This is a genomic window from Nocardioides sp. NBC_00163, from assembly GCF_045206295.1.
GTDB lineage: Bacteria > Actinomycetota > Actinomycetes > Propionibacteriales > Nocardioidaceae > Nocardioides.
The window spans coordinates 1,922,951-1,942,217 of the sequence record NZ_CP108155.1; the positions used below are offsets into that span (position 1 = coordinate 1,922,951).

Annotated in this window: 20 protein-coding genes and 2 tRNA genes; 9 read left to right on the top strand and 13 right to left on the bottom strand. The window is 69.2% G+C overall.

Translation table 11 applies throughout. The features are described 5' to 3' along the window. Positions 1-6: 6 nt before the first annotated feature. Together OG801_RS09170 and OG801_RS09175 are read left to right on the top strand one after the other, a co-directional pair. Complete coding sequence (locus tag OG801_RS09170) at positions 7-540, top strand: SigE family RNA polymerase sigma factor (protein ID WP_355021940.1); 534 nt, start codon at positions 7-9, stop codon at positions 538-540. Then, on the top strand, positions 537-1,322 hold the full coding sequence (locus tag OG801_RS09175) for a hypothetical protein (protein WP_355021941.1): 786 nt from the start codon (positions 537-539) through the stop codon (positions 1,320-1,322). Before OG801_RS09170 ends, OG801_RS09175 begins: the two co-directional genes overlap by 4 nt. Before the next feature lie 23 nt (positions 1,323-1,345). Here OG801_RS09175 and OG801_RS09180 read toward each other — a convergent pair whose 3' ends face one another. From OG801_RS09180 to OG801_RS09190, 3 genes are read right to left on the bottom strand one after another with little or no spacing between them, the layout of a single operon-like run. Next, positions 1,346-1,813, bottom strand: coding sequence for an SRPBCC family protein (locus OG801_RS09180; protein WP_406035379.1), 468 nt, complete (start codon positions 1,811-1,813; stop codon positions 1,346-1,348). A 50-nt stretch (positions 1,814-1,863) separates the two neighbouring features. Next, positions 1,864-2,904, bottom strand: coding sequence for a lipase family protein (locus OG801_RS09185; RefSeq protein WP_406035380.1), 1,041 nt, complete (start codon positions 2,902-2,904; stop codon positions 1,864-1,866). After that, on the bottom strand, positions 2,901-3,944 hold the full coding sequence (locus tag OG801_RS09190) for a saccharopine dehydrogenase family protein (protein WP_406035382.1): 1,044 nt from the start codon (positions 3,942-3,944) through the stop codon (positions 2,901-2,903). Before OG801_RS09190 ends, OG801_RS09185 begins: the two co-directional genes overlap by 4 nt. A 70-nt stretch (positions 3,945-4,014) precedes the next feature. Between OG801_RS09190 and OG801_RS09195 the strand changes: the two genes are divergently transcribed. Continuing rightward, positions 4,015-4,980: a GlxA family transcriptional regulator gene (locus tag OG801_RS09195; protein WP_406035384.1), complete on the top strand. Its 966-nt coding sequence runs from the start codon at positions 4,015-4,017 to the stop codon at positions 4,978-4,980. A 45-nt stretch (positions 4,981-5,025) separates the two neighbouring features. Here the strand turns inward: OG801_RS09195 and OG801_RS09200 are convergent. From OG801_RS09200 to OG801_RS09230, 7 genes are all read right to left on the bottom strand, one after another. Beyond that, a tRNA-Met gene (locus OG801_RS09200) sits at positions 5,026-5,099 on the bottom strand. Positions 5,100-5,215: 116 nt separating this feature from the next. Next, positions 5,216-5,289: transfer RNA gene (locus tag OG801_RS09205), tRNA-Met, on the bottom strand. A 54-nt stretch (positions 5,290-5,343) separates the two neighbouring features. Then, positions 5,344-8,244 (bottom strand): UPF0182 family protein, encoded by a 2,901-nt coding sequence (locus tag OG801_RS09210; RefSeq protein WP_355021611.1) that lies wholly within the window; start codon positions 8,242-8,244, stop codon positions 5,344-5,346. Further along, a complete protein-coding gene (locus OG801_RS09215; RefSeq protein WP_406035386.1) occupies positions 8,241-8,837 on the bottom strand; it encodes a PPA1309 family protein in 597 nt (198 codons plus the stop codon). The genes OG801_RS09210 and OG801_RS09215 overlap by 4 nt, the downstream gene beginning before the upstream one ends. Then, entirely contained in the window at positions 8,834-9,880 is a 1,047-nt protein-coding gene (locus OG801_RS09220; RefSeq protein WP_355021609.1) for a PDZ domain-containing protein, read from the bottom strand. Before OG801_RS09220 ends, OG801_RS09215 begins: the two co-directional genes overlap by 4 nt. A 33-nt stretch (positions 9,881-9,913) precedes the next feature. Continuing rightward, a complete protein-coding gene (locus tag OG801_RS09225) occupies positions 9,914-10,150 on the bottom strand; it encodes a hypothetical protein (protein WP_160027430.1) in 237 nt (78 codons plus the stop codon). Positions 10,151-10,185: 35 nt separating this feature from the next. Continuing rightward, positions 10,186-10,623, bottom strand: coding sequence for a molybdenum cofactor biosynthesis protein MoaE (locus OG801_RS09230; protein ID WP_355021608.1), 438 nt, complete (start codon positions 10,621-10,623; stop codon positions 10,186-10,188). Between the two features lie 56 nt (positions 10,624-10,679). On the opposite strand from OG801_RS09230, the gene OG801_RS09235 reads away from it, so the two are divergent. Next, the gene (locus OG801_RS09235; RefSeq protein ID WP_355021607.1) at positions 10,680-12,014 is read left to right on the top strand and encodes a zinc-dependent metalloprotease; all 1,335 of its coding nucleotides are present in this window, start codon (positions 10,680-10,682) and stop codon (positions 12,012-12,014) included. Beyond that, complete coding sequence (locus tag OG801_RS09240; protein WP_406035389.1) at positions 12,011-12,550, top strand: NUDIX hydrolase; 540 nt, start codon at positions 12,011-12,013, stop codon at positions 12,548-12,550. Before OG801_RS09235 ends, OG801_RS09240 begins: the two co-directional genes overlap by 4 nt. Here OG801_RS09240 and OG801_RS09245 read toward each other — a convergent pair. Continuing rightward, on the bottom strand, positions 12,547-13,413 hold the full coding sequence (locus OG801_RS09245; protein ID WP_406035391.1) for a helix-turn-helix domain-containing protein: 867 nt from the start codon (positions 13,411-13,413) through the stop codon (positions 12,547-12,549). The two genes, OG801_RS09240 and OG801_RS09245, sit on opposite strands and share 4 nt — an antisense overlap. An 83-nt stretch (positions 13,414-13,496) precedes the next feature. On the opposite strand from OG801_RS09245, the gene OG801_RS09250 reads away from it, so the two are divergent. Beyond that, positions 13,497-14,147, top strand: coding sequence for a dihydrofolate reductase family protein (locus OG801_RS09250; RefSeq protein WP_406035392.1), 651 nt, complete (start codon positions 13,497-13,499; stop codon positions 14,145-14,147). Here the strand turns inward: OG801_RS09250 and OG801_RS09255 are convergent. Next, on the bottom strand, positions 14,057-14,611 hold the full coding sequence (locus OG801_RS09255; RefSeq protein ID WP_350717389.1) for a M48 family metallopeptidase: 555 nt from the start codon (positions 14,609-14,611) through the stop codon (positions 14,057-14,059). The genes OG801_RS09250 and OG801_RS09255 overlap by 91 nt on opposite strands. A gap of 11 nt (positions 14,612-14,622) precedes the next feature. Then, on the bottom strand, positions 14,623-15,648 hold the full coding sequence (locus OG801_RS09260) for a PHP domain-containing protein (RefSeq protein ID WP_406035394.1): 1,026 nt from the start codon (positions 15,646-15,648) through the stop codon (positions 14,623-14,625). A 554-nt stretch (positions 15,649-16,202) separates the two neighbouring features. On the opposite strand from OG801_RS09260, the gene OG801_RS09265 reads away from it, so the two are divergent. The 3 genes from OG801_RS09265 (at position 16,203) to argS (ending at position 19,197) form a co-directional block, all read left to right on the top strand. Further along, complete coding sequence (locus OG801_RS09265; RefSeq protein WP_091051197.1) at positions 16,203-16,361, top strand: DUF5679 domain-containing protein; 159 nt, start codon at positions 16,203-16,205, stop codon at positions 16,359-16,361. A gap of 206 nt (positions 16,362-16,567) precedes the next feature. Further along, positions 16,568-17,341, top strand: coding sequence for a hypothetical protein (locus tag OG801_RS09270; protein WP_406035396.1), 774 nt, complete (start codon positions 16,568-16,570; stop codon positions 17,339-17,341). A gap of 158 nt (positions 17,342-17,499) precedes the next feature. Next, the gene (gene argS / locus OG801_RS09275; protein WP_406036262.1) at positions 17,500-19,197 is read left to right on the top strand and encodes an arginine--tRNA ligase; all 1,698 of its coding nucleotides are present in this window, start codon (positions 17,500-17,502) and stop codon (positions 19,195-19,197) included. Positions 19,198-19,267 lie beyond the last annotated feature (70 nt).

Below are 19,267 nucleotides of genomic sequence, written 5' to 3' on the forward strand. Positions count from 1 at the left end.
CGGGAGATGCTCGCCGACGACGACGTGTCCGCAGAGTTCCACGACTTCTTCGAACGCCACTACTCCGAACTGGCCCGTCTCGCCCACCTCTTGACCGGCGAGAAGGATGCGGCGGACGACCTCGCCGCCGATGCGCTGGTCGCCCTGTGGCAGCGCTGGGACCGGTTGCGGGCAGCGCAACACCCGGTCGCCTACGCCCGCGGCGTAGTGGCCAATCTGGCGCGGGAAAGGATCCGGAGCAGCGTGCGCGAGCGACGGCGAGTAGCGCTGTTCTCGTCCCTCAGTACGGAACTGGTGGACGGGCCGGACGCTGCGGTCGTGCTGGACGTCCGCGCCGCGCTCACCCGGCTGCCGTTCCGCAAGCGGGCGTGCGTGGTCATGCGCCACGCCCTCGACCTGTCGGAGAAGGACACCGCCGCTGCGCTGGGCATCTCGGTCGGTACGGTGAAGAGCCAGACCTCCAAGGGGATGGCCGAACTGGAACGATTGCTCGGCGCGGAAGCGGCCGGCGAATTGGCGACAGGGGGGAGGAACCGATGAACGACGAGATCAGCCGACGGCTGCGAGAGGCCGCCGAGGCTCACGAGCCCAACCGCGCACGGATCCTGGCGCGCGTGGAGCGCGGCGCGGCCGACCCCAGTGTCCGGCGCCGCACACGTTCGATCGCGAGGTCAGGGCCCCGGGCAGCGATCGTCGGTCTCGTCGCCGCCGCCACCCTGACGACCGGCGGTCTCGCCGTCGCTGTCGCCGCCATCGGCGGAGATCCGTTGCTGCCGGCCACCACACCCGCACCCACTCCCACGGCCCCGTCCGCGACCACGACCGTCACGTCCGCTCCGACGCCATCAGCCCGCCCCACCACTACCGCTCCGGCCCCGGCCCCCACCTCGGGCAGCGCGCGACCAACTCCGTCGGACGGCAGCCGGGTCAAGGACGGGCCGTTGTGGTCCGAAGGCTCGTTGGGTGCCAACAGCAACATCTACTGGGCTCAGAACAACCTGACCCTGAAGACCACCAAGCCGCTCACCTCAGTCACCGTGGAAATGCGCATTGCCCAGACCGGCGGCGTGCGGAACACCGGCCACTGGCGGACCCTGCCGAGCGACGACTTCACGGTCACCGTTCAGGAGTCCGGCGGTGCGCTGCTCTACCGCTGGGACCTCAAGCCAGGCCGCACCGTGCCGGCCGGACAGCACGAGTTCGCCAGCCAGTACAACCACGCGACTGGTGTCCGCAATCTCGAGCGCGACAGCTACCACGTCGACGCCCAGAGCTCAGGCGACTCCATCGCAGTCTGGGGAGGGTTCGCCCCGACCCGGTGAGGAGCTCGCTGACTGCCTCGTCGTCAGGGCTCGAGGGTCTCCTTGAGCCTGGCCAGGTCCTTGGTCGTCGCTCGCCGCATGGCCCGCTCCATCACCGGCGCAGCGACCCGGGAGAAACCGGACGGGTTGCCGCGGTTGCGCAGCGTCATCCGGGTGCCGCCCTCCCCCACAGGCTCCCAGGTGTAGGTCGTCTCCATCGGGAACGGTCCATCGGCCGTACGCATCACGAGCCGCTCCCCCGTCACCCACTCGACCACCTCGTAGGTGTAGGCCAGCCTGCGCCCCAGGAACTGCGCGACGAAGTCCATCCTCGACCCGACCCGCACCGGCGGCTCCGTACGCCACTCGACCGAGCGGATGTTGGCGTACCAGGTCGGCGCGTTGGTCGGATCGCCGGCGTACGCGGACACCTCGGCCGGCGATCGATGAATCGTCGTTTCCACCAGCACGTCGACGGCCATGACGGCATCCTCCTCCGAGTCAGCGTCCACGGCGAGTAGCCGGACTCGGCGTAGGGCGACGAGAGCAGCGCCGAAGCAGGTCAGCTCTGACCGTGGAGCCCGTCGATCCACCCGGTGACGTCGTCGTACGAAGCGGCGATCACGCCGCGGTGGTCGACCCCGGCGTACGTCTCGGAGGTGACAGCAACACCGTTGGCGGTCAGCTGGGACGTCAGCGCCTGCGTCCATGCCGGCAGCACGGTGGTGTCACCGTCGCCCTGCGCTAGGAACACCGGCACCGACGGCGCAAGCCGGCCCGGCTCGTTGTCGGCCATCGCCCGGTCGAAGGCGGCGAAGTCAGCACCCGGCCGGAACACCTGGTCGGTACTGAGCGCACCCCAGGAGTCCGACGCGTTGAGCTGGCCGACGCAGCGATCCTCGGCGTGCCGCATCAACTGGTCGGCGCTGGGAGTCAGCAGTCCGTCGATCGACACGCCGGTGGTCTCGACGCCACGGATGATGAGCGGCAGGAACCCGGTGATGCCGCGCAGCGGAAGGTTGCGGATCTGCTCGACGAAGCCGCTCAGCTGAGAGCCGGGCGCAAGACCGACCGCACCGATCAGAGGGAGCTCGGGCGTCCAGCGCGGTGCGACGTCGGCGGCGAACAGGGCCGCGTGGCCGCCCTGGGAGTGCCCCGCGGCAACCCATTCGGCACTCAGCTGTCCCGGCCGACCAGGCATCTGGTGTGCGGCGCGCACCATGTCGGCCGCGGCGCGTCCCTCGGCCTCACCGACGAGGTAGCTGTGCTGACCGTCGGTGCCCAATCCCTGATAGTCGGTGGCGACGACCGCGTACCCACGGTCGACCCAGCGCTGCACCGTCTCGTGCATGACCTGCAGGTAGTCGTGGGTCGGATGGCCGGCTGTGTCACGAGAGGGCGCGCAGACGTCGGCGACACCTGTCGTGCCGTGCAGCCACGAGATCACCGGCCAGCCGCCCTTCGGGGCCCGGCCACTAGGGATGGCGACGGTGCCCGAGACCGCGACCGGCTCGCCCTGAGGCGTGACGGAGCGGTAGAGGACCAGCCAGTTGCGAGCGCCGTCGTACGCCGCGTCGCCGTGGAGCGGACGGCGCCGGATCACGCTGCCGTCTTGCTCGGACTCTGGCGCGTCGACCGCACCGCGATCGCGCCGTCCCGCTGAAGGGTCCTCAGGACGTCGGCGGCGTCGAAGACCTGACCCGGTGCGCAGGCACCGGATCCGTGATGGCGCCCATCCAGGAGGCGGGCGACACCCTCGACGATGATCGGCGCACTGACGGCGTAGATGTCACGACCACTCACGCTCGCTCGACGTACGTCGCCGCCGTCTCGAGCCACGACGTCGACGAAGAACCTCTGGGCCGAGCGGCCACGTTGGTCGACGGCCTCTGGCGCCGGTGTGTCGGCGTCGCGAAGCTCGTCGAGCGAGCCGGTGTTGAGATGAGAGCGCAGCTCCTTCACCTCCAGGTGACGGTCGATGGTGATCACCTCGGAGAACGGCAGCTGGACGACGGCCTGTTCACCCAGCGGCTCGTCGAAGGTCCACGTCTCGAAGGGCGCAGGACTCTCGAGGGGTGCCAGCACACCATCGCGGATGACCAGTCGGGTCGCGGTGTTCCGCACCCCGGTCACGCGCGTCCCCGCGGTCGGCCACCACCGGTCCAGACCGATGGCCACGTCGACCACCTCTGCGTGCGAACGCCCTTCGAGGAGTGCCGTGACGAGCAGGTCGGCGAGGCCACCGTAGAACGCCATCGCCGGGACGACAGCCACGTTCGCCGACCGGGCGGGCGCGTCGAGGTCGCGGTACAGCGCCTGCACGACCGGCTGCTCGGCCGTGACGTCGAGGTAGTGCGCGCCGGCGTCGACGGCTGCCCGGGCCAGCGGAAGCGCGGTGTCCAGGAAGGGACCCGCACAATTGACGACGGCCGCGGTCCCGGACAGGGCACGTCGGAGGCCGGCCGGGTCCGCCGTGGCCACCCTCCGCTCGAGGCCGGCGTACCGCGCGGGACCAGCGGCCAGTCGCTCGGCGTCGCGGCCGGCGAGCACGGGCTCGAGCCCGCGGCGCAGCAGCTCGTCGACGACGAAGCGCCCCGTGTGACCGGTGGCGCCATAGACAAGGACTCGTTCGTTCGTGTTCATGCCTCGATCCTGTCGAGGTCGGGCCGCCGAGACGAGTGTCCGAAATGACATGCACCGTACAGTTTGCGACATGCACCGGATTGCGCTCGTCCTACACGACACCGCGATGCTCTACGAGGTTGCGATCGCCTCCGAGATCTTCGGCACCGACCGCCCGGACCGGGCCCCCGCAGGCGAGTGGTACGACCTCGTGATCTGCACCGCTGAAGGCGGTCCCCATCCGTGGCTACCCAATGTGCGCACCGCCGGTTACGCGGAGATCGCCCACGTCGACACCGTCGTCGTGCCCTCGGCCGACGAGCTCGACGACCGAGTGGACCCGGCGCTCATCGACGCCCTCGTCGCCGCCCAGCGGCGAGGCACCCGACTTGCCGCCCTCTGCACCGGCGCGTTCGTGCTGGCGGCCGCAGGCGTGCTCGACGGCCGCGTGGCCACCACTCACTGGATGCACGCCGAAGACCTCGCCCGCCGCTACCCCCAGGTCGACGTACGGCCCGACATCCTCTACGTCGACGACGGGGGCGTGCTCACCTCCGCAGGCAAGACTGCAGCGCTCGACCTCTGCCTGCACCTGGTACGCCGCGACTATGGCGCCGCCGTGGCCAACGCCATGGCCAGGCGGATGGTCGTACCCGCACACCGCACCGGCGGACAGGCTCAGTTCATCACCCCGCCCGCGGCGCCACGCAGCCCGGACGGGCTCGCCCCCACTCTCGAATGGGCCCGCGCTCGACTCGACCAGCCCCTCACCGTCGCCGACCTCGCCGCCAACGCCCACCTCAGCCCCCGCCAGCTCACCCGCCGGATGCAGACGGAGCTGGAGGCCAGCCCGCTCGACTGGCTCCACCGTCAACGGCTGGCCCGCGCTCAGGAGTTGCTCGAGAGCACCGATGCCTCGATCGACCAGATCGCGACCAGCTGCGGCATGGGCACCGCCACCACCCTGCGCCGCCACTTCCACCGCACGCTCGGCGTCACGCCGACGGCGTACCGGACGACGTTCCGGCTGACCGACGACCCCCAGCTCGGGCCCTGAAATCACGAAGGCCCGGACCTTTCGGTCCGGGCCTTCGTCTTGGAGTAGCGGGGACAGGATTTGAACCTGTGACCTCTGGGTTATGAGCCCAGCGAGCTACCGAGCTGCTCCACCCCGCGTCGCAAGAACAACACTACCCGCGAACTGACCCGAACCCCAATCTCGGGCGCCTGGCTCTCGTCGAGCCCGAAATCACGAAGGCCCGGACCTTTCGGTCCGGGCCTTCGTCTTGGAGTAGCGGGGACAGGATTTGAACCTGTGACCTCTGGGTTATGAGCCCAGCGAGCTACCGAGCTGCTCCACCCCGCGTCGCAAGAAGAACATTACACGCGAGGGGAAACGAACCCCTAATCGGAGGTGTCCTCAGCCGCCCGAGATGAGGTCGGCAGCCTGGTCGACCTTGTCCTGAGCCTCGGCGATGAGGCGCTCGCGCTCGGCGTAGTCGCCGGACTTGCCGGCCTCGTCGGCCTGGGCGAACAGAGCACGCGCGTCCTCGAGGAGCTGGCCGACCTCGCCCGGTGAGTCACCGGAGGGAGGTGGGTTGGTCTCGGCTGGTTCCTCGTCGGGATCGGAGGCCGTCGGAGGCGTCGGCGCGGCGCCGGTCAGCGCGACCTCGAGGGCCTCGTTCAGCGTCGTACCGTAGCCGACCCGTCCGTCGTAGGAGACCAGCACGAAGGCCAGCTGGGCATACCCCGAGGTCGAGGCGGTCGCTCGGCGGGCGTAGATCGGCTCGACGTACAGGAGGCCGTTCTTCGCCGTCGGATAGGTGATGACCTGGCCCCACACCGGCGCAGATCCGGAGCGGTTGAACGAGGCGACCTCGTCAGCGATCGCCTTGTCCGTACGGAACTCGTTGGAGACCATGCCCGGACCCTGGGTGTCCTCGGGGAAGCCGGTGGTGATCCGGATCTTCCCGTAGTTCTCCGAGGTGGCGTCCGAGTCCACCGACATCATCGCCGCCAGGTTGGGACGGTTGTAGGGCACGAAGGCCGACGTCAGCGACCACCGAGCGGCCTCCGAGCCGTCGGAGAGGAACATCCGGTAGGGCGTCTGCTGGTGGTTGTCGTCGTTCGGGTCCTCGGGTACGGCCCAGCGCTCGTTACCGGAGAAGAAGACGTCCGGGTCGGAGACGTGGTAGCGCGCCAGCTGGTAGCGCTGCACCTTGTAGAGGTCCTCGGGGTAGCGAAGGTGCTCCATCAGCTCCTTCGGGACCGACGACTTCGGCATCACGGTGCCGGGGAAGGCCGCCTCCCACGTCTGCAGGATCGGGTCCGCCTCGTCCCACTCGTAGAGGGTGACCGTGCCGTCGTACGCATCCACGGTCGCCTTCACCGCGTTGCGCATGTAGTTGATCTCATCGGTCGGCAGCGTCTGCACCCCGGTCGAGGTCTGGGTGGCGTCGTCGGTCATCGAGGCGAACGAGTCACGCGCGGCCTGCGGGTAGCGGTCGGTGGTCGTGTAGCCGTCGACCACCCACTGGATCCGCCCACCGACGACGACCGGGTAGACGTCGTCGTCGAGGGTCAGCCACGGCGCCACCTTCTGCACCCGCTCCTTCGGGGAGCGGTCGTAGAGGATCTCGGAGTTCTCGTTCACGCGCGAGGAGAGCAGGAAGTTCGTGGAGCCGAACTGGATGGCGTACATCAGCTGCCGGAAGTTGGAGCCGATCGGGACACCGCCGGCACCTTCGTACGTCGTCCTGGTCTCGCCGTCCTCGGAGTTGTAGTCGAGCTCGACCGGGTTGCCCTTGCCGGCCTTTCCGACGATCGAGTACTCCGGCGAGTCCTCGCCGAAGTAGACCTTGTCCTGGAACTTGCCCTGGCCCGAGGTCAGGTCGTGCTGGCCGGTGCGGTCGCCCTCGGCCCACTGCATCTGGTTCGACTCGGTCTTGTCGTCGGCTCCGCGCATGTTGGCGTAGGAGGCGATCACTCCGTTGGAGTGGGTGTAGACCGTGTGCAGGTTGGTCCAGGTGCGGTCGGAGTCGGAGATGCCGGCCTGGTTGAGCTCGCGTACGCCGAGCACGACCGCCCGCTCCTTGCCGCCGACCTCGTAGGTGGAGATGTCCAGCGGCTCGTGCACGGAGTAGTAGGAGCGACCCTGCTGGACCTGCTCGAACTCGCGGTGGACCACCGCGGGGTCGACGATCGGCAGCGAGGAAGCGGTCTCGTCGAGCTGCTCGGGCGAGGCGCCGTCGGCCTCCGCCTGCGAGGTGTACTCGGTCACCTCGAGGTCGTCCTTGGCGATCCCGTACGCGTCCTGGGTGGCCTTGATGTTGGCGGCCAGGTAGGGCTTCTCCTTGTCCTGCTCGCTCGGCCGGACCTGGAAGCCCTGCACGACCGCGGGCCAGATCATCCCGATCAGCAGCACCGAGATCGCGAACAGTGAGATCGCGATCGACGGCAGCTGCCAGCTGCGCCGCCACATGTTGAGGATGAACAGCACCCCACAGATCACCGCGATGCCGAGCAGGATCTGGTTGGCCGGGAGCACCGCGTGCTCGTCGGTGTAGGTCATTCCGTCCAGGCGGGGCCCGGAGCCGTTGACCAGGTCGTAGCGGTCGACCCAGTAGTCGAGCCCCTTGACCAGCAGGATCATCCCGAGCATGGCGCTGAGCTGGATCTGCGCGGAGCGGGTGAACCGATCGCGCTGCGCGGTGAGCCGGATCCCGCCGTAGACGTAGTGCACGATCATCGCGCCGATGGTGCCGAGGATCAGCCCGGTCAGCGCGAAGTTGACCAGGTAGTGCCACCACGGCAGGTCGAAGACGTAGAAGCCGATGTCCTTGCCGAAGAACTCATCGGTCTTGTCGAAGTCGTGCCCGTGGCGCCACATCAGATACGTACGCCACTGGCCGGCGCCCGAGAAGCCGGCGAAGATCCCCGATACACCAGCGACGCCGACCAGGAGCCAGGTGCGGATCGGTGCGATCGCGTCGCGGTAGCGGTCCAGGCCACCGATGTCGTCGGCCGGGTGGAAGTAGGGACGGGTGCGGTAGGCGAGAGCCGCGGGCAGCCCGATCATGATCGCCATCAGCACGAAGAAGATGACGAAGAGTGCCGTACGCGTCCAGAAGACCGTGCCGAAGACGCTGCTGAAGTCGATCGCGTCGTACCACAGCGCGTCGGTGTAGATCGCCGCGAAGGCGCTGATGCCGAAGAAGAGCACGATGACCGAGACGGCCGAGATCGCCAGCCATCGGTTGCGGCCGGTGCTCTGTGTGCGCGCCGGCGCCTGTGCCGGGTCGTCGTCGTCGAACAGACTCATGCGTCAGCCTCGCTGTCTGGGTTCTCCTCAAGAGTGACACGCAGCAGTTCGAGGAGCTCGGGGACCAGGTCGACGCCGCCGATGACCGACTGGTCGTCGTCGTGCGCCTTCAACCGCAGAGCACAGTACGTAGCACCAGCACGTGTCGCGCCGGCCACGATGCGTACCTCTTGCCGGTCGGGGTGCGCCTTGGCGAACTCCGCGGCCGCCTCGGCGTCATCGGGGATCTTGCCGTCGGCGTCGGGCGGCAGCACGAGGCGCTCGACCACCGCTGCGCAGCCGGTGACCCCGGCGGGCCAGGCGGTCGTCTGGAGGACCTCCTCCAGCTGGGTCGTCACCGGCACCTGGTCCTGCTCGATCGGGGTCAGCGACCCGTCCTGATCGGGAGCATCCAGGCCCATCATCGCGGCGAGCGCGGGCTCGGCCTCGACCAGCGCGGCGGTGTCGACGAGCGCGAAGAGCCTCGCCGGCCCGTCCCAGCCCTCGCCGGCGACGTGGGCCTCGATCTCGAGGACGGCCGTGGCCAGGGCAGGGTCGGTCTCCAGGTCGAGACCGCGGCTGAGCTCAGGGGTGGGCTCAGGGGTGTCGTTCACTTCGTGCTCCCACAGGTCGGCAGCTTGGCATTCGGGTCCTCGGTCCAGGTCTCGATCGCCTTGACGGCGTCGTCGAGAGTCTCTACACGGGTCAGGCGCATGTCACCGTTCTCGGCGCCCTCGACGTCTTGGCAGTTGCCGGCAGGCACCAGGAAGAGCTCGGCTCCGTCCGAGGCCGCACCCGGGATCTTCTGCTGGATCCCGCCGATCGGGCCGACGTTGCCGTCACCGTCGATGGTGCCGGTGCCGGCGATCTTCTTCTCGCCGGTCAGCGGCCCCTCGGTGAGGGTGTCGTAGACCGAGAGCGCCATCATCAGCCCGGCGCTCGGTCCGCCGATGGCCGGGTCGAGGGTGATCTTGACGTCGTAGGGGAACTCGTAGGTCGCTCCCAGCGAGACGCCGATGAAGGCCTTGCCGTCCTTCTCGCCGGTCTTGATGGTCTCGGTGAGCGTCTTGCCCTTGCGCTCGATGGTCAGCTCGACCGTGTCACCGGGCTCGACCTTCTGCACCTCCGCGACGACCTCCTCGGGGGTGTCGACCGCCTTGTCGCCGACCTTGGTGACCACGTCGTCGGCCTTCAGCTTGCCGGCGGCCGGCGCGTCCTCGGTCACCTCGGCGACCGAGACCTCGTCGACGTCCTCACCGAGCTTGGTGAACGCCGCGGCGATCGCCGCGTCCTGGGCGCTGGCCATCTGCACCTGCCCGGCCTCACGGTCGTCCTCGACGGTGCCCTGGTCGGGGTAGGCGACCTCGCGCGGGTAGACCGCTTCGGTGTCGCTCATCCATGCGCCGAGCAGGGTCCAGAGCCCGAGCCTTGCCTCGCGGGTGGTCTCGGAGACCGTGGTCATCCGCAGCTGCCCCTCGTCGCGGTAGCTCTTGTGGCCCTCGACCTGGACGATGTCCTTGCCGTCGAACTCGCCCAGGACGTTCACCGTCGGCCCGGGGCTGTAGATCGTGAAAGGCAGCGGAACGACCCAGGCGATCACGATCAGGGCAACCACGAGCGGCAGGGCGACAAGGCCGGCCAGGGTGCGCTGTGTCATAGCGTCACCTTCTCATTCAAGACCAAGTGCACACTAAGAGGCATCGCGGTTGACACGGACCGCGACTCCGGTCGACCTGTCGGGCGGCGGCTGAGGCGCTGCGTACCTTCTCGAGCGCTCGCGCGTCTTCTCCTTCTCGAGCGCGATCCCGAGGCGGCGTACGACCTCTTCGCGGTCCTGCTCGCGCCCCTCACGTCCGAGGAACGCGACCCAGGCCATCGCCAGCACGGTGATGACCGCAGACGGTACGAGCCAGAGCAGGATGTCCACGTACGCAGCCTATTTGGTCGTGCCAACGCCGCGCATCAGGGCGCGCCGACCCACTCGTCGGTGCCGTCGGTGAAGACCTGGTGCTTCCAGATCGGCACCTCGGCCTTGAGGGTGTCGATGAGGTCGCGGGAGGCGGCGAAGGCCTCGCCACGGTGGCCGGAGGCGGTGGCCACGATGACGGCGATGTCGCCGATGTCGAGGTGACCGGTGCGGTGGACGGCGGCGAGACCCGCGACGCCGTGGTCGGCGGCCACCTTCTCGGCGACATCCGCGAGGCGGGCGAGGGCACTCGGATGGGCCTGGTAGTCGAGGCCGGTCACGCCCTTGCCGCCGTCGTGGTCACGTACGCGGCCGACGAAGAGCGTCACCCCGCCGGAAGCGTCGTCGTCGAGTGCGGCCAGCACCTCGGTGACATCGAGAGGGGTCTCCCTGATGTCGAGAAGCTTGACGGCGCCATTCTTCGGTTCAGCCATGGAAACAGCGTAGTCCTTGCTGACAGCGGGCTTCCGTAACCGCGTAGGCTGGACACATGAGTCAGACCCCAGGTGGCCCCGACGAGCCGGAGGAGCCGGAGAACCCCTTCAAGGGCACGCCCTTTGAAGCGTTCTTCGGTGGTTTTCCCATCGGCGGCGTTGGCGGAGGCCCCGGCGGCATGCCTGACCTGAGCCAGATCTTCGGTCAGATCCAGTCGCTGCTACAGCCCTATGACGGCCCGCTGAACTGGGACGTCGCGATGGACCTCGCCCGCAAGGTAGCCGCGTCCTCGCCCGACCCGACGCCTTCGCAGAAGCAGAAGGACGCGGTCGCCGACGCGATCCAGCTGGCCGACCACTGGTTGGAGGAGACCACGTCGTTCCCCTCCGGCGTGAAGTCGGCCACCGCCTGGTCGAAGGCCGAATGGCTGGTCAACACGCTGGACGCGTGGAAGCCGCTGATCGAGCCGGTCGCGGCTTCGACCGCGGCCGCCATGAGCGGCCAGCTCCCCGAGGACATGAAGGCCCAGATGGGCCCGATGATCGGGTTCGTCGGCAAGGCGATGGGCGCGTTGTACGCGAACCAGGCCGGCACCGGCCTCGGCCATCTCGCCGGCGAGGTCATCTCCGTCTCCGACATCGGCATCCCGCTGACCGAGCCCGGTCAGGCCGCGCTGCTGCCGGTCAACGTCGAGCCCTTCGCCGAGGGCCTGGGCGTCAGCACCGACGACGTGCTGCTCTTCCTGGCCCTGCGCGAGGCCGCCCACCAGCGGCTCTTCGCCGGTGTGCCGTGGCTGCGTGACCACGTGGTCTCGGCCGTGACCGACTACGCGCGCGGCGTCGAGCTCAACATGGAGGCCATGCAGCAGCGCATCGAGGAGCAGATGCGCGGCCTGGACCTCTCCGCGATGCAGGACCCGTCCCAGCTGCAGAACATGTTCGAGGAAGGCATGTTCGAGGTGCCCGACTCGCCCGCACAGAAGGCGGCGCTCGAGCGGCTCGAGATCGTGCTGGCGCTCGTGGAGGGCTGGGTCGACGAGGTCGTCGCCCTGGCCACCGCCGAGAGGATGCCGGTCGCGGCGCAGCTGCAGGAGGCCGTACGCCGCCGCCGCGCTGCCGGCGGTCCGGCCGAGCAGACCTTCGCGACCCTGGTCGGTCTCGACCTCCGGCCGCGGCGACTGCGGGACGCGGCTGCCCTGTGGGGCTCGCTGCGCACCCGTCAGGGCATCGAGGCGCGCGACGGCGTCTGGATGTCCCCGGCGCTGCTGCCCACCTCGGCCGACCTCGACGACCCGCTCGGCTTCCGTGAGGGCGCCGAGGCTCCCGATGTCGACTCGATCGATTTCGACGAGGAGCTCAAGAAGCTGCTCGGCGGAGACGCTGACGAGTGAATCTGCACGCTGACGCGCTCGCGGCTCTGCGGGCGTGGGAGGCGCCGTCGTCTCCGCAGGAGACCCTGCGGCAGCGCTACGTCTCCCATCTCGAGGCCGAGCCCACCGGGGTCTTCAAGTCGTGTGTCCCCGACCACCTGACGGCCTCGTGCGTGGTGCTCTCCGACGACGGCTCCTCGGTGCTGCTGACCCACCACCGCAAGGCGCGGCGCTGGTTCCAGTTCGGTGGTCATCTCGAGCAGGACGACGCGACCCTGTGGGCCGCCGCCGCCCGTGAGCTGCGTGAGGAGTCCGGCGTGCCGGACCTGGCGCCGCTGCCCGGGCTGGTGCAGCTCTCCGAGCACCCGGTCCCGTTCTGTGCGCCGTCCGGCGACGTCCACCACCTCGACGTACGCTTCATGGCCGTCGCTCCCGCCGGTGCGGTTCCGGAGGTGAGCGAGGAGTCGCTGGACGTACGTTGGTGGCCGGTCGACGGCATCCCCGATCCCGAGCCGGAGATGATCGAGCTCATCAAGCTCGCCCAGGCTCGCCTCTAGCGCCGACCTCCCGGGGTCGTGCCGAGCGCCGTGTGGGCGGTCGGACGGCGGCTGACGGCTAGCGCGGAGGGCGGTTCACCGGCGTACCTGACGACGTCGCGGGTCAGATGGCTCTGGTCGGCGTAGCCGTGACGGGCGGCGACCTCGGCGACGGGCAGCGTGCCGAGGCGATGTATCGAGCTTGTCGAGATGTCTGCGGCGGCTCGCTCGAAACGTACGACACCGGCAGCTGCCTTCGGGGTGAGCCCGACGGCGCGCTGGAAGCAGGTCGTGACGTACCGGTGGCTCCATCCGGTCTCGGTCACGAGGTCCCGGATGCGCGCCTGACCTCCGGATTCGGTGATCCGGTCCCACAGCCACGACACCAGCGGATCGACCGGATCGCCAGCCACACCACCGGCCCGTGCCAGCAGCGCGGACTGGACCAGGTCGAGCCTCGGTCGCCAGGTGCCGGCCGCTGCGAGCCGCTCCGAGAAGGACGCTCCGAGCTGGGGGATCAGATCTTCGACCGCCACCACCCTGCCGGCCACCTCCTGACCCGGGACACCGAGCAGCCGGGAGACACCGAGCGGCGTCAGATAGACCTGCACGCACGCATGACTGCGCCCGGACCGGGTCGAGACCGGCCCGGGCATGAAGCCGGAGAGGAACGACCCGTACGTCCCAACGCCCTCCCCCGCGGCGACCTCGACGATCTCGAACGGGTCTCCGAAGGAGAGGACCAGCGGCAGCAGGGTCCCGGCGGGCTGGCGCCGCTCGAGCGGCACGGCCGACTGCTCGCGGAAGCCCACGATGCCCGCCACCAGACCCTGCAGCCCAGGGTGGGTGGGCAGTCGTACGACCTCGGGAGTCACGCCCGTCATCTATCGATGATCGCCGGTCGATTTCGTTCAAGCCAGCCGATTCGAGCAGGGCGCAGGCTGTCGTCATGCGAAAACTGGCGATCGTGGAGTTCTTGAGCGTCGACGGAGTCATGCAGGGACTGGGCTCCCCCGACGAGGACCGGGAGGGTGGCTTCGAGCACGGCGGGTGGGGCGCGCCGTACGGCGCCGCGCTCGGGGAGGTCCTCTCCGCCGACATCGGCGCCCAGACCTCGGCGTACGTCATGGGCCGGCGGACCTACCAGAAGATGGCGGAGTTCTGGCCGACCCAGCCCGACACGAACCCGATGGCGGCGAGCCTCAACTCCGCCCCGAAGTACGTCGCGACCCGCACGCTCGACGACCTGGCCTGGAGCGGTGCGAGCGTGCTCGAGGGAGACGTCGTCGATGCGGTCGCCGGCCTCAAGACCGAGGGGCAGGGGGCCATCGTCGCGCTCGGGAGCGGTGATCTCGTCCGTCAGCTGATGAGTGCCGGGCTCATCGACGAGCTACGGCTGTTCGTGCATCCGTTGCTGCTCGGCACCGGCAAGCGACTCTTCGGCGATCTGCCGTTTCCGTGCTCGCTCCGGCTCGAGGACATCGCCTCGACGAGTCTCGGCACGGTCGCGCTCACCTACGCCGTGGGTCAGTCGATCTCTTCGGCCCCTTCGACATCGTCGTCCTCCTCGCCCGGAGGGGCGGGGAGCTTGGCGGCTGCGGACCAGCCGGCCAGGTAGCCCTTGGCACGCTCGGCCTGGGGATAACGGTCGACCCACGCCCAGAACGCCTCGTTGTGCTTGGCCTCGAAGAGGTGGGCGAGCTCGTGGACGAGGACGTAGTCGACGACCCAGCTCGGCATGCCGCGGAGCCGGTCGCTGAGCCGGATCGAGCGGTCACCCGGGGTGCACGAGCCCCAGCGGCTGTTCTGGTTGTCGACCCAGCGTACGGAGTCGGGCTTGGCCAGGCCGCCGAAGTATTGGTCGCTCAGCGCGGCGGATCGCCGCATCAGATCATCGTCGCTGGGCTTGCGACGCCTTTCGGCCTTCTCCAGGCGGGCGACCATCTGCTCGACCCACTCGGCCTCCTCGCGCTGGGACATCGCAGCCGGGATCATCACGATGATGCGGTCGCCGTCACGGTAGGCAGAGACCGTACGCCGACGCCGCTTGCTGCGTCGCACCTCGATCTCCGGGCCGTCCATAGGTCAAGAAACTACCTGTTCGCCCAGGCCAGCAGGCGATCCCGAGGCCAGGTGTTGATGATCCGTTCCTCTTCGATACCCGCCATTTCGGCTCGTTCGCACCCCAGGACGAGGAAGTCGAGCTGCCCCGGAGCGTGTGCGTCCGAGTCGATCGAGAAGAGGCAACCGGCGTCGCGGGCGAGCTCGAGGAGCTTGGTCGGCGGGTCTCTCCGCTCGGGCCGGGAGTTGATCTCGACCGCGACCTCGTGCTCGGCGCACGCCTCGAAGACCTTGCGGGCGTCGAACTGGCTGCCGGGCCGGGTGCCGCGGTTGCCGGTGACCAGCCGGCCGGTGCAGTGACCGAGCACGTTCATCCGGGTCGTGGAGACCGCCGTGACCATCCGCTTCGTCATCTGCTCCTTCTCCATCTTGAGCTTGGAGTGGACGCTGGCGACCCGCAGCTGGAGCTTGGCGAGCATCTCGTCGCTCTGGTCGAGGCTGCCGTCGTCGAGGATGTCGACCTCGATCCCCTTCAGCAGGGTGAACCCGTGTCCGGCGAGGTGGTCGTTGACCGCGTCGACGACACCGAGCTGGCGCTCCAGGCGGGCGGCGCTGAGGCCGTTGGCGATCGTCAGCCGCGGGCTGTGGTCGGTGAGCACGAGGTACTCATGGCCCAGCTCGATCGCGGTGAAGGCCATCTCCTCGATCGGCGACCCGCCGTCGGACCAGTCGGAGTGGCTGTGCAGGTCGCCGCGGAGTCTGCTCCGCAGCTTCTCGCCCGCTCCGGCAGCGGTCAGCGGACCACCGTGGACGCGCTCGGTCTCCTGCAGCCGCTGCGGAACCTCGCCGCGCGCGGCCTCGATGATGACCTTGGCCGTGCTGGCCCCGACCCCGCCCAGCTCGGTCAGGATGCCCTCGGCCGCCCGGCGGCGTACGTCCTCCTCGGAGAGGGGCAGGATCGCTGCCGCCGCGGCTCGGAACGCCTTCACCTTGTAGGTGTCCTCGCGCCCGCGCTCGAGCAGGAATGCGATCCGACGCAGCGCTGCGACGGGGGACAACGGCTCGCCTACCAAATCTTCCTCCAACTATTTTTGCCTTCATAACCGGTGGAGAATGCTTTTCCCAGGTCAAGGTCCTGATTCAACCGAATATTCTCCTTCCGGTCACTTGGTTACTCACAGGAAAGCGCTTGTCTTCCACCGGCTGTCCCCAAGCAAAGCGGGGTTGTCCACATCTTGTCCACAAGCAACGCGGAGTGGCACGTTGACGCGCTCCCACATCCTCTTTAAGTTCGTTGTCAGTGGGACCCCCGGCGCCGCCGGACGGCCTTCGCAAGGGGAAGGCGAAGGACGATCCAGGCACCGGGGGTCCCTCCAGTTTTGGGTGGCCTCCGCGACCTCGGCGAGCGCCTTCGACAGACCTTCGATGCGTCCTCGAAAGCCCCGAATCCCCCGGTATGACGCCAACACGCCGACACTCGCTTGATAGCCCGTGTTGCCGCAGGAAGCGCCGCGTGTCGTAGGGTCGAGTTGGCTCGTCATGACGAGCTTCCGACGGGCTTCCCTGACAACCCCGTCGCGACGACCAGTTACATATAGGCAAGGAGGCCGTCATGGCGGAGACCTGGAGCGGCGAGTTCTACTGCGTGAAGTGCAAGGAGAAGCGCGAGGCAACCGGTGAGATCCGGGTGAACGACAAGGGCACCAAGATGGCCAAGGCCGTCTGCCCCGTCTGCAGCACCAACCTCAACCGCATCTTGGGCAAGGCCTGATCACTGAGCTCATCCTGAGCCCACGCGGCGGCGTCCCCGGCATGTCCGGCGGCGCCGCTGCCACGTTTTGCCGAAGCGTCAGCCCCGTCGGCCGAAGCGTCACCCGAGTGCCGACTCGGCCGACGCAGGTGACGCCTCGGCAGGTTATCCACAGGCATTGTGGATTGTCGGTGCAGGAATTCCAGCGTGGTGTGAGACTCCCCGGCATGAGCACGCGCTACCGGATTCGGCCGGGGTATGTGGCCGTACGACGTGATGAGACCCGACTCCAGATCGGCATCGACCCGCCACGGCGGGCGATCGTGCAGGACGGCGTGGAGGTACGCCGCCTGCTGACCGACCTCGCCGCCGGCCGGGCGGTCGAGCCCGACCACCTGCCCGGGCGGCACGCGATGCAGCAGCTCGGCAACGCCGGTCTGCTCATGGACGCCGACGGCGGCGACCCGCCACCACCGGTGGGCTTCGACGGTCCGCCGGCCCTGCTCTCGGCGGCACGGGCGCTGATCGGACCTGCGCCGGCAACGCCGAGCATCCCGGACATCGTCGTGCTCCTCTCCGAGGGACCGCTCGACCGCGAACGAGCAGACGAGCTGGTGCGCGAGGGCCGGGCACACCTCGTCGTCGAGAGCGGACCCGACACCTGGACGGTGGGCCCGCTGGTCGTACCCGGCGTCACCGCATGCCTACGCTGCGTCGACGCGGCCCTCGCCGAGGAGGACGAGCGGAGGGCCGTGGTCGTGAGCCAGCTCGTCGGCAACGAGGTGCCGAGGGACGCGCTGCTGCAGTCCCTCGCCCTCTCCTGGGCAGTACGCGACGCCCGCACCTACCTCGCCGGACGCACCCCGGCCTCGTGGTCGGCGTCGGTGGTCCTCGCCCGTGACGACGCCCCCACCGTCCGGCCCTGGCTGCGGCATCCCTACTGCGGATGTGCCTGGGACCTGATCGCCTCTGCCGGCACGGCGGCGGGCGAACCGGCTTGACCTGCGCCGACGCCTCCGGCACCCTTGCGGACATGGTCACGAAGAGCGCGCTGCGACGACGAGGCATGGGTCTCTGACCCCGCCCTCGCGTCAGCCTGCCCTCTTCACCTCCTAGGACCACTCTCGTGCACGAGCACACTCTTGCCCTGTCCGCATACCTGCAGGACGCCGTCGTCGCATGCTTCGGCGACGCCTACGCCGGTATCGATCCCGAGCTGCGGCCGGCCACCCGGCCCGAGTTCGGCCACCTCCAGTCCAACCTGCCGCTGCGGCTGGCCGGTCCGCTCGGCGTGCCGCCGCGGGAGATCGGCGCCCGCCTCATCGACGCCGTCGATCTGGGCGCCATCTCGACAAGCTCGATACATCGCCTCGGCACCCTCGACTTGGCCGGCGCCGGGTTCCTCAACATCACCTGGTCCCCGGCCGTGCTCGGCGCGGTCGTCGGCGACCTGCTGACCGACCCCCACCTGGGCGTACCCACCCCGGAGAGCCCGCAGCGGGTCGTCGTCGACTACTCCTCCCCCAACGTCGCCAAGCCGATGCACGTCGGCCACCTGCGCTCCACGGTCATCGGCGACTCCCTGGCCAGGGTGCTGGCCTACGCCGGCCACGACGTCGTACGGCAGAACCACCTCGGCGACTGGGGCACTCAGTTCGGCATGCTGGTCGAGGAGCTGCTCGGCGAGGGTCTAACCGACCCGGCGACGGTGGCCGACCTGGGCATGACCGAGCTGCTCGCGCTCTACCAGCGGGCCAAGGCGCGCTTCGACGACGATCAGGGTTTCGCCGGCGCCGCCCGGCAGCGGGTGGTCGCGCTCCAGTCCGGCGAGCCGACCACCCTCGCGCTCTGGCAGGCGCTCGTCGACGCCTCGATGGCCGAGTTCGAGGCCACCTACAGCCGGCTCGGCGTACTCCTCACCGATGACGACTTCGACGGCGAGAGCCGCTACAACCCGCAGCTTCCGGGCGTCGTCGACGACCTTCGGGCATCGGGTCTGCTGACCGAGTCGGCCGGCGCCCAGGTCGTCTATCCCGACGGCTTCACCGGCCGTGACGGCGCCCCGCTGCCGCTGATCGTGCGGAAGGCCGACGGTGGGTTCGGGTACGCCGCCACCGACCTCGCCACGATCCGGCACCGTGTCGACGACCTCGCTGTGGACCGGGTCGTCTACATCGTCGACCACCGGCAGAGCCAGCACTTCGAGATGGTCTTCGCCGTCGCCCGCGCCGCCGGCTGGCTGCCCGACTCGGTGGAGGTCCAGCACATCGGCTTCGGCACCGTGCTCGGCCCCGACGGCCGGCCGTTCAAGACCCGCTCGGGCGAGACGGTCTCGCTGACCGCCCTGCTGGACGCCGCCGAGGAGGCCGCAGCGGCCAGCTACGCCGGCCCCGGGGTCGTACGCGCCGTGGCCAACGCCGCGGTGAAGTACGCCGACCTCTCCAACAACCTCGCCCGCGACTACGTCTTCGACCTCGCCCGGATGTCGGCCACCACCGGCGAGACCGGCCCTTACCTGCAGTACGCCCACGCCCGGGTGTGCAGCATCCTCGCGCAGGCTCCGCAGCAGACGTACGCCATCAACACCCTGTTCCACCCGGCCGAGCAGCGGCTGGCGCTGGAGCTGACCGGCTTCGCGACGGTGGTTGCCAAGGTCGCCGACACCTTGGAACCGCATCACCTGACCGCGTACCTCTATGGCCTGGCGACCGCCCTGACGGCGTTCTACGAGAACTGTCCGGTGCTCAAGGCGGAGGGTGAGGTCAGGCAGACCCGGCTCGCATTGTGCGAGGCGACCCGGCGAGTGCTGTCAGAGGGACTCAGGCTCCTCGGGATCGAGGCGCCACAGAGGATGTGAAGTGGGGTCAGGCCCACCAGTCGGAGTCGAGCTTGGCTTCCATGGAGCGCACGTGACGTCGCGAGCAGGC